Genomic DNA, 8,909 nt, shown 5'->3' on the forward strand with positions numbered 1-8,909 from the left:
TCCGCGTCCGGCCGCCGGAACGGATAGGTTAACATAACATGAGAAGCCGGCATACGCTGGACCGGAGGTGGGGACCCACTATGTTCGGTAAGCCTTTCTTTAAGAAGCCATTCTTTAAGTTCCCCTTCTGGAAGTTCAACAAGTTCCCTTGGTGGGGCATCTAGTCTCCAATCGGGCGGGCCGACCGAGGGCCCGCCCGCTGCGCGCCTTCGGGGCGACGCGCGGCTGCGGAAGGAGAAGCGGCGGTCGCGCGTGGAATAACAAGGGCGTGACCGCTGAAGCCAAACACGAGTCGAAGGGTGTGCAAGAACGGTGAACACACGGCAGCGCGGCAAGGGTCGCTCCTCCACAGCCATCTGGGCGGTGTCGGCAGTCGCCGTCCTGCTCGCGGGCGGTCTGATCGGGGCCAGCCTCTGGTCCACCCGGGGCGGCGGTTCCGAGGCGCCGTCCGGCGGCGTGCTCAGCGACGCCGAGCGGGGGGCGGTGCGGAACGCGATCGGCAGAGAGGATGCCCCGGTCACGGTCATCGAGTACATGGACTATGCCTGACCGGCCTGCGCCACGGCCCACGAGGTCGTGAGTCCGCAGTTGGCGGACCTGGCAGCATCCGGCGAGATTCGGTTCGAGGTCCACTACCTGCCCATCTTCCAGGCCACGGGGCGCGCCATCGTCGCCGTGGAGTGCGCGGGCGAACAGGGCTACTGGTGGGCCATGCACGGCCACATCCTGAGGAACCAGGCGCAGGGGATCCGGGCGCAGAAGACCGTCGACGACCTGGACGCCCTGCTGAACCGGTACGCGGCCGACCTCGGCCTCGACACCGCCGCCTTCGCCCAGTGCCTGGCCTCGGACGAGAAGGCGGACGAGCTCCTGCCCCGCGTGATCGAGCAGTACGAGGCCGCGCAGGAACTTGGTATCAACGGAACCCCGACCTTCGTCCTAAATGGAAAACCGCTCTCGATCAAAGCCTGGGATGATGTTCTCGAGGCGGTGAGAGAGGAGTTGAAACGCAAGTGAGTCTGAGACGGCTGTTGCAGGGAATCGGCGTGCTGGCCGTGGCCGGGCTGGCCATCTCCACCTACCTGACCTACGTCTACACCACGGATTCGGTGGCGATCTGCTTCGGGGGCGGCGGGTGCGATACCGTGCAGCACAGCCCCTATGCCTGGATCATGGGGATTCCGATCCCCACGCTGGGCGCCGCCGCCTACCTGCTGGTGCTGGGGCTTGCCGCTGTCGCCCTGCGCGGCCGGGAGCCGGCTGAGTGGACCGTGCTGGCGCTGTTCGGCACGTCCCTGGTCGGCCTGCTGTTCTCCGCCTACCTCACCTACCTGGAGCTGTTTGTCATCCACGCGATCTGCACGTGGTGCGTCGTCTCCGCCGTCATCCAGGTCTTACTGTTCGGCATGGCCGTCGTGCTCTGGCGGCGCCACCAGCAGTCTGTATAGCTTTTTCGCGGCCGGTCATATACTACTACGGCAGATACCCTCGGCTTCGAGACGCTTCGTGCGATCCCTCGGAGCCGATTTCCTGCAAAGAGGGGTGAAACGGCCGTGCACGCGATCACGATAGGGACTGCGGCAGGGATCGACGAGATTCGCCAGCGCCTGGACGACGAGTTCAGGCTGCTCGAGGAAGAGGGCGTCAGGGTCCGCATCGGGCAATCGCACAGGGGCCACTTCGCCTTTCTCGACTGCGAGATCGACGGTGGGGACGCCCGGTCGTCCCGGACGGATGCCCTCCTGCGTCACTATGTCGCCAGCGCCCTGTCTGACGTGATCGTGGAGAAATGGGAGCGCGACCTGATCCGCAAGATCATCCGCGGTTCGTACTCCTACTTCTCTCGGGACGAGCAGGATCTCATCGCGGACTATACAGGACGCACCCTCAGGGGAAACGGCGACTCTCACCACGGGTATGCGGTCAACCGCAAGAGCAAGATCCTCCACCGGTTGCGCGACTACCTCGACACAGCCGACGAGCTGGTGCTGGAGGGCTTCGTGAACTTCCGGCTGCGCGATTACATCGAGGAGCTGGAAGACGCCGTGGACCGGGCGGTTGACGAGTTCCTGATGGAACGGGAGTACCGCGAGTTCATCCGACTCCTCAGGCACTTCGTCGAGATCCAGGAACCCCGCATTGCGCATGTCCACGTGCTACTGGGCCCGGAAGGCTCCTTCCGGCTGGTGGACGACGACGGCGGCGCCATCCGCAGCGAGGCCCTGGAGGAGTTCGTCGTCGAGATGGTGGAGAGCGAGGTCAACTACGAGGACCTCCTGATCTCGGCGCTGATCACCCTGGCGCCCCGCACGCTCACCGTCCACCGGACGGGCCGGCCGCCTGGGCGCGACGAGGCATGGGAGACGATCCTCGGCGTGTTCGGCGACCGGACCGTGGAGTGCGAGGGCTGCGCCATCTGCAGCCCGGCCCGGGCGGGCACCTGCGAGCCGTCGCCGGCGTCGCTTCACCACTAGCCGTGAATGGAGTACCACGATGGTCTAAGTTCTCACAACCTTTGTCGCTCCACAAGGAGGGTGGCTGCCCTCCTTGTGTCATTTCCGACTGATCGGTTGGTACTGACGAGGCTGCATCTTCCCTCCACACAATGTTGTGCCCGGAATGGGAGGAATTATCCCCTGTCCTGGATAACTAGCATTGGGTCAGTCTATGCTAGAGGTTGGAAAGGAGATCGGATTCAGTGAACATGGCAAGCTTGGCCTGGACCGCGCCAGTGGCCGGAGCGCTGGCACTGCTCACAGCCTACCTGCTGGCGAGCAAGATCAACCGGCAGGATCCAGGCACCCCCCGCATGCGGGAGATCGCGGCCGCCATCCACGATGGCGCCATGGCCTTCCTCAATCGGGAGTACCGGACCCTGGTCTACTTCGTGCTCGCCCTCGCAGCCATCATCGTTATTGCTGGCTTTACCACCGATGCCATGCAGTGGCAGACGGCCATCGCCTTCGTCACCGGCGCAGTCTGCTCCATCCTGGCTGGCAACTTCGGCATGCGCGTGGCCACCCAGGCCAACGTCCGCACCGCGAACGCTGCCCAGCACGGCCTCAACAAGGCGCTGGACATCGCCTTCTCCGGCGGCGCCGTCATGGGTCTCTCCGTCGTGGGCCTCGGCATGCTCGGCGTCGGCATCATCTATATGATCTTCGGCAACCCGGACATCGTGAACGGCTTCGCCCTGGGCGCCTCCTCCATCGCCCTCTTCGCCCGCGTCGGCGGCGGCATCTACACCAAGGCTGCGGACGTCGGCGCTGACCTGGTGGGCAAGGTGGAGGCCGGCATCCCCGAGGACGACCCGCGCAACCCGGCCGTCATCGCCGACAACGTCGGTGACAACGTCGGCGACGTCGCCGGCATGGGCGCCGACCTCTTCGAGTCCTACGTCGGCGCGACGATCGCCGCGATGGCCATCGCGGTGGTCAACGAGGACATCGACCCGAACCTGGCCGCCCTGCCGCTGCTGATCTCCGCCGGCGGCATCGTCGCTTCCATCATCGGCACGCAGTTCGTCAAGGGCAAGGAGGGCGCCAACCCCGCCAAGGCCCTGAACATGGGTACTTACGCTGCCGGCATCGTCACCCTGGTCATCGCCGGGCTCATCTCCTTCCTGGGCTACGGCACCCACATCTACTTCACCGCGGTGGTGGCGGGCCTCGTGGCCGGCATCCTGATCGGCCAGCTGACCGAGTACTACACCTCGGGCGATTACGGCCCCGTCAAGTCCATCGCTGACGCCTCCGAGACCGGCCCGGCCACCAACATCATCGCCGGTCTCGGCGTCGGCATGATGTCCACCGGCCTGCCGATCCTGGTCATCGGCATCGCGACCCTGGTGGCCTACGCGGTGGGCGCCGGCTCCGGGCAGGGCCTCTTCACCATCGCCCTGGCCGCCGTGGGCATGCTCTCCACCACCGGCATGACCGTCGCCGTCGACGCCTACGGCCCCATCGCCGACAACGCCGGCGGCATCGCCGAGATGAGCCACCTCGATCCCAAGGTCCGCAAGACCACCGACACGCTCGACTCCGTGGGCAACACCACGGCCGCCATCGGCAAGGGCTTCGCCATCGGCTCCGCCGCCCTGACCGCCCTTTCGCTCTTCGGCGCCTTCGCCACCGCGTCCGGCCTGGGTAACGTCTCGATGACCGACCCGAAGCTGATCGTCGGCCTCTTCATCGGCGGCATGCTGCCGTTCCTGTTCGGTGCGATGACGATGAACGCCGTCGGCCGGGCCGCCATGCAGATGGTGGAGGAGGTCCGCCGGCAGTTCCGGGAGATCAAGGGCATCATGGAGGAGAAGGCCAAGCCCGACTACGCCCGCTGCGTGGAGATCTCCACCGGCGCGGCGCTGAAGGAGATGGTCGTCCCCGGCCTGATGGCCGTCGCGGCGCCGCTGGCGGTGGGCTGGCTCCTGGGCGTCACGGCTCTGGCCGGGCTGCTGGCCGGCGCGCTGGTCACCGGCGTGATGATGGCCATCATGATGGCCAACTCCGGCGGCGCGTGGGACAACGCCAAGAAGTACATCGAGGGCGGCGCGCACGGCGGCAAGGGCTCCCAGCCCCACAAGGCGGCCGTCGTGGGCGATACGGTGGGCGACCCCTTCAAGGACACCTCCGGCCCGTCCATGAACATCCTCATCAAGCTGATGACCATCGTCTCGCTGGTCTTCGCCGCCACGTTCGGCAACGGCCTCCTGCCGCTCTAGCTGCTGAACAGGTTGAGGGCCGCCCTCCGGGGCGGCCCTTTGCGCGCCATCGTGCGGCGCGGGAGACAGGTATTGGAGCGGTGGGCGGAGAAAACTAGTTACGGAGGGAGGGGCATGCGCACCTGGCCCAGGCCCTCTGGCCGGCGGCGCCGGCGGATTCGTGGTAGAATACACCAGGAGGATCTCCTGCCGAAAGGGGCAGTTGGTATGAGCGAGTCCTTTGTCTCCGAGCGTGACCACCTTCAGGGGTTGCACTGGCAGTGCTTCGGATGCGGTCAGGAGAACCGTCTCGGGCTGCGCCTGAACATCCGGCTGGTGGGCGACAGGACCGAGTGCACGTTTACCCCCATCGCCGAGTTTCAGGGGCCGCCCGGCGTGACCCACAGCGGCGTCATCGCCGCGGTCCTCGACGAGGTCATGAGCCAGCTGATCTATGCGCAGCTGCAGCTGGCCGTCACCCGCAAGATCGAGGTCACCTACCGGCGCCCGCTGCGGGTGGGCCAGACCTACTACTTCACCGCCTGGATCGCCAAGCAGAACACGCGCATCATCGCCGCCAAGGCCGAGGCCCGGGACGCGGAGGGCAACCAGGTCGCACGGGCCCGGGGCATCTTCGCTCCCATGGACGAAGAGCGGGTGGCCAGGTTCCTCGACAAGGAGTAACAGCAGTGCGAAATGCGAGAGGCCCCGCCGGGTTCGGCAGGGCCTCTTTGTGGCCTATTGCGGTTGCCCGTCTGTGTGGGCGGCCTCGCCGCGGCGGCCCAGATACTCCTCAAGCATGAGGCCATAGAAGAGCATACTAAGTCCGGAGCCGCTGCCGGGTTCCTCCGGTTCGAGGCGCGCCTCCAGCCGGAAGCCAAGTTTCTCCAGGACCCTGATCGAGGCCCGGTTGCCGGCCAGGCAGGCGGCGGTGACGCGCCGGAGGTGAAGGCCCTCAAAGGCGAACCGGAGCACCTCCCGGGCCGCCTCGGTCGCGTAGCCCCGGCCCCAGGCATCGGGCATGATGGCGTATCCGAGCTCCGCCCGTCCGGCCCGCTGGCTGACCTTCAGGGTCACGACGCCGACGAAGGCGCGGGGCTCTGCTGTGTAGACGGCGAAGCCGTAGCTGGTGCCGGCCTCCCAGCCCTGCTGCTGCTCGGCGATCCAGGCCACAGCCCCGCCGTCGGGCAGGGGATCGGGCATGCTCAGGCTGTGGGCGGCGACGCGCTCGTCGGCGGCAAGGGCTTGCACGCCGCCCTCGTCCTCGGCATCCAGGGGGCGGAGGCGAAGTCGTTCCGTGATGAGCTGTAGCATGTCGATCCGTCTCCCGTGCAGCTAAGCGGTGTACGATCGTAATGACGCACGTGCGACCGGGATGGTTCCACCCGAGTGAAAGGGGCTGGGTGATTGACGCTGATCCGCCTGCCTGCTAGAATAAAGCGGCGTCTGTGCGACCGCGGCGGGCCGCGATGATGCCCCCGGACGGCAAGGACGTCACGGTATGGTGTCAGTCCCGTCATTTTGGGTCTTCACAACTCGCGGCGCACCTGCTAAACTACAGAACGTGACCCGGACCGCTAGCTCAATTGGTAGAGCAGGCGACTCTTAATCGTCTGGTTGTAGGTTCGAGTCCTACGCGGTCCACCAATACCGGCCCCATCGTCTAGAGGCCTAGGACGGCGCCCTCTCACGGCGCAAACAGGGGTTCGAATCCCCTTGGGGTCACCATACTGGAGAGGTGTCCGAGAGGTTTAAGGTGCCGCTCTCGAAAAGCGGTGTGGTTAACAGCCACCGTGGGTTCGAATCCCACCCTCTCCGCCACCGCTGACTGGGGATTGGGGTAACGGTAGCCCGCCTGACTCTGGATCAGGTAGTCCTGGTTCGAATCCAGGATCCCCAACCACCGTCATTCCGGCATAGCTCAACGGTAGAGCATCCGGCTGTTAACCGGAGGGTTGTAGGTTCGAATCCTACTGCCGGAGCCACATGCGGGTTTAGCTCAGTTGGTAGAGCGCCACCTTGCCAAGGTGGAGGTCGCGAGTTCGAGTCTCGTAACCCGCTCCAGTTTTCCGGGGCTATAGCTCAGTTGGGAGAGCGCTTGAATGGCATTCAAGAGGTCAGGGGTTCGACTCCCCTTAGCTCCACCACTGCGGTGGTAGGCGACTGCCACCGCATCAACAATGCGCGGTTAGCTCAGATGGGAGAGCGCATGATTGACGTTCATGAGGTCAGAGGTTCGATCCCTCTACCGCGCACCAACGCGCTATGTCGGAAGCAGGCGCCGACAGGCGCCTGCTTCCGACATAGCGCGAAAGCGTATCTCTAGCCGCCTGCAGGCCGGCGCTGCAGGCGCCGCCGAAGGCGGCCGTTGAAGGCGACTCTTGGGAGCGACGCCAGGAGCGCCGCGCCGAAGGCGGCCGTCGAAAGGGACCACCAACATACTGGAGGCGTGGTGTAGAGGCCTAACATGCGGCCCTGTCACGGCCGAGATCGCGGGTTCGAATCCCGTCGCCTCCGCCAGAAGTAGAGCGAGACCGTCCACGGGGCGGTCTCGTTTTGCATTCCCCGTGTCGACGGAAGCCTGATCCAGCAGTAGAATAGGCTCAGTGCCCCGCGCCCGATGATCCGCTGAATGGAGATGACGTATGACCACGCTGCTCGTCATCATCTACGTCGCCTTTATCAGCCTCGGCCTGCCGGACTCGCTCCTCGGTACCGCCTGGCCGACGATGCACAGCGCACTCGGGGTCCCGGTCTCCTGGGCCGGTGTCGCATCCATCGTCGTCACGGCCGGCACCATCGTCTCCAGCTACAACAGCGCGCGGGTGATCCGCCGGTTCGGAACCGGCCTGACCACCGCCGTCAGCGTGCTCATGACCGCTGTTGCACTGCTCGGCATCTCCTTCGCGCCCGGCTTCTGGGCCATCCTCCTCTGGGCGGTCCCGCTGGGGCTGGGCGCCGGCAGCGTCGACGCCGGGCTGAACAACTTCGTCGCCCTGCATTACGAAGCGAAGCACATGAACTGGCTGCACTGCTTCTGGGGCATCGGCGTGACGCTCAGCCCGCTGATCATGTCCTACTCGCTGGCGCATGGCAGCTGGCGTTCCGGGTATTCCACGGTGGGGCTGCTTCAGGCGGGGCTGGTGATCGCGCTGGTCGCCTCGCTGCCCCTGTGGAGGCGGGCGCAGGGCCCGAACGGTCAGGGGGGAAATGTCCAGGTTCCGCCTCTCCGCGACCTGCTCCGGATCCCGGCGGCCAAGTCCCAGCTGGCGGCCTTCTTCTGCTACTGCGGGGTCGAGGGGACGGCCGGCCTCTGGGGAGGGACCTTCCTGGTACTGGCGAGGGGGATCGCACCGGAGACGGCGGCCTCCTGGGTATCGCTTTTCTATTTGGGCATCACCTGCGGCCGGCTGCTGTCCGGGTTCCTGGCGATGCGCGTCTCCAACGGGAGCCTGATCCGGATCGGTCAGGTGCTGATCGTGGCCGGCGTCCTGACGCTGTTCCTCCCGTGGACCGCCGCCCTGCCTGCAGGGCTGGTCACCATCGGCCTCGGCTGCGCGCCGATCTTCCCGGCCATGCTGCACGATACGCCGGTACACTTCGGGGCCGGGCTCTCGCAGGCGATGATGGGCGTGCAGATGGCCTTTGCCTACGTGGGCGGTCTGATCCTGCCGCCGCTGTTCGGCTATCTCGGGGAGCAGCTGACCATGGGACTGTTCCCACCCTACCTGATGACGCTGACCGGCCTGACGATCCTGGCGACGGAGGCAACCCGCCGCACGATCGCGGCCAGAGGTCACGCCCATGCCTAGTCTTTACCCACGTTGTTTCCAAATGGGGCTTGCATCCGGACGGTAACCCTGCTAGGATAGTCTCTGGCTGTCGGCGGGGACGGTGAAGAGACAGGATCTGGACGGTTGACGCAGCAGCGTGAGCCTGCTAGAATCTCTTCTTGCCGCCGCCCGACGGCGGGGCTCACGGCGGAGACGACCGGCTGGAAAGTCCGGATGGCACGAACTGGCCGGTTGACACGAGGCCAAGAGCTTGCTAAACTGAACAAGCTGTCGCCTGACGGCAGCGGATCTCGAACCTTGAAAACTAGACAGTGCAGAGAGGGAAGCCTGCGAGTCGACGACTCCAAGGGAGCCAAGCAAACTTTTCAACGGAGAGTTTGATCCTGGCTCAGGACGAACGCTGGCGGCGTGCCTAA

At 65.7% G+C, this 8,909-nt stretch carries 7 protein-coding genes, 9 tRNA genes and 1 pseudogene; 16 read left to right on the top strand and 1 reads right to left on the bottom strand.

Annotated features, from left to right (window positions below; all coding sequences use genetic code 11):
• Positions 1 to 312 precede the first annotated feature (312 nt).
• From J2Z79_RS13700 to J2Z79_RS13725, 6 genes and pseudogenes are all read left to right on the top strand, one after another.
• Positions 313 to 549: a hypothetical protein gene (locus J2Z79_RS13700; RefSeq protein WP_209467459.1), complete on the top strand. Its 237-nt coding sequence runs from the start codon at positions 313 to 315 to the stop codon at positions 547 to 549.
• A 12-nt stretch (positions 550 to 561) separates the two neighbouring features.
• Positions 562 to 1,017 (top strand): annotated as a pseudogene (locus J2Z79_RS13705) (DsbA family protein); the annotation flags it as partial.
• Positions 1,014 to 1,448, top strand: coding sequence for a vitamin K epoxide reductase family protein (locus J2Z79_RS13710; RefSeq protein WP_209467461.1), 435 nt, complete (start codon positions 1,014 to 1,016; stop codon positions 1,446 to 1,448). The pseudogene J2Z79_RS13705 and the gene J2Z79_RS13710, both read left to right, overlap by 4 nt.
• 105 nt (positions 1,449 to 1,553) lie before the next feature.
• Positions 1,554 to 2,474: a putative sporulation protein YtxC gene (gene ytxC / locus J2Z79_RS13715; protein WP_209467462.1), complete on the top strand. Its 921-nt coding sequence runs from the start codon at positions 1,554 to 1,556 to the stop codon at positions 2,472 to 2,474.
• 230 nt (positions 2,475 to 2,704) lie between these two features.
• On the top strand, positions 2,705 to 4,720 hold the full coding sequence (locus J2Z79_RS13720) for a sodium-translocating pyrophosphatase (RefSeq protein WP_209467469.1): 2,016 nt from the start codon (positions 2,705 to 2,707) through the stop codon (positions 4,718 to 4,720).
• A gap of 207 nt (positions 4,721 to 4,927) precedes the next feature.
• Entirely contained in the window at positions 4,928 to 5,383 is a 456-nt protein-coding gene (locus J2Z79_RS13725) for a PaaI family thioesterase (protein ID WP_209467463.1), read from the top strand.
• A 54-nt stretch (positions 5,384 to 5,437) separates the two neighbouring features.
• Here J2Z79_RS13725 and J2Z79_RS13730 read toward each other — a convergent pair whose 3' ends face one another.
• Positions 5,438 to 6,013, bottom strand: coding sequence for a GNAT family N-acetyltransferase (locus J2Z79_RS13730; protein WP_209467464.1), 576 nt, complete (start codon positions 6,011 to 6,013; stop codon positions 5,438 to 5,440).
• Between the two features lie 257 nt (positions 6,014 to 6,270).
• Between J2Z79_RS13730 and J2Z79_RS13735 the strand changes: the two genes are divergently transcribed.
• The 10 genes from J2Z79_RS13735 to J2Z79_RS13780 all read left to right on the top strand — a co-directional run bounded on the left by J2Z79_RS13735 (position 6,271) and on the right by J2Z79_RS13780 (position 8,511).
• Positions 6,271 to 6,346 (top strand) — tRNA-Lys (locus J2Z79_RS13735).
• Positions 6,347 to 6,351: 5 nt separating this feature from the next.
• Positions 6,352 to 6,427, top strand: a tRNA-Glu gene (locus J2Z79_RS13740).
• Between the two features lie 4 nt (positions 6,428 to 6,431).
• Positions 6,432 to 6,520, top strand: a tRNA-Ser gene (locus J2Z79_RS13745).
• 8 nt (positions 6,521 to 6,528) lie between these two features.
• Positions 6,529 to 6,602, top strand: a tRNA-Gln gene (locus J2Z79_RS13750).
• Between the two features lie 7 nt (positions 6,603 to 6,609).
• Positions 6,610 to 6,684: transfer RNA gene (locus J2Z79_RS13755), tRNA-Asn, on the top strand.
• 3 nt (positions 6,685 to 6,687) lie between these two features.
• Positions 6,688 to 6,763, top strand: a tRNA-Gly gene (locus tag J2Z79_RS13760).
• 7 nt (positions 6,764 to 6,770) lie between these two features.
• Positions 6,771 to 6,846: transfer RNA gene (locus tag J2Z79_RS13765), tRNA-Ala, on the top strand.
• 35 nt (positions 6,847 to 6,881) lie between these two features.
• Positions 6,882 to 6,957: transfer RNA gene (locus tag J2Z79_RS13770), tRNA-Val, on the top strand.
• A gap of 185 nt (positions 6,958 to 7,142) precedes the next feature.
• Positions 7,143 to 7,219 (top strand) — tRNA-Asp (locus tag J2Z79_RS13775).
• A 125-nt stretch (positions 7,220 to 7,344) separates the two neighbouring features.
• On the top strand, positions 7,345 to 8,511 hold the full coding sequence (locus tag J2Z79_RS13780; RefSeq protein WP_209467465.1) for an MFS transporter: 1,167 nt from the start codon (positions 7,345 to 7,347) through the stop codon (positions 8,509 to 8,511).
• Positions 8,512 to 8,909: the final 398 nt, after the last annotated feature.

The sequence above is a fragment of the Symbiobacterium terraclitae genome, assembly GCF_017874315.1.
GTDB lineage: Bacteria > Bacillota > Sulfobacillia > Symbiobacteriales > Symbiobacteriaceae > Symbiobacterium > Symbiobacterium terraclitae.

Excerpts from the sequence above, each read along its gene's own strand:
- J2Z79_RS13780 (WP_209467465.1), top strand. The coding sequence starts at position 7,345 with ATGACCACGCTGCTCGTCATCATCTACGTCGCCTTTATCAGCCTCGGC.
- J2Z79_RS13725 (WP_209467463.1), top strand. The coding sequence starts at position 4,928 with ATGAGCGAGTCCTTTGTCTCCGAGCGTGACCACCTTCAGGGGTTGCAC.
- J2Z79_RS13720 (WP_209467469.1), top strand. The coding sequence starts at position 2,705 with ATGGCAAGCTTGGCCTGGACCGCGCCAGTGGCCGGAGCGCTGGCACTG.
- J2Z79_RS13730 (WP_209467464.1), bottom strand. The coding sequence starts at position 6,013 with ATGCTACAGCTCATCACGGAACGACTTCGCCTCCGCCCCCTGGATGCC.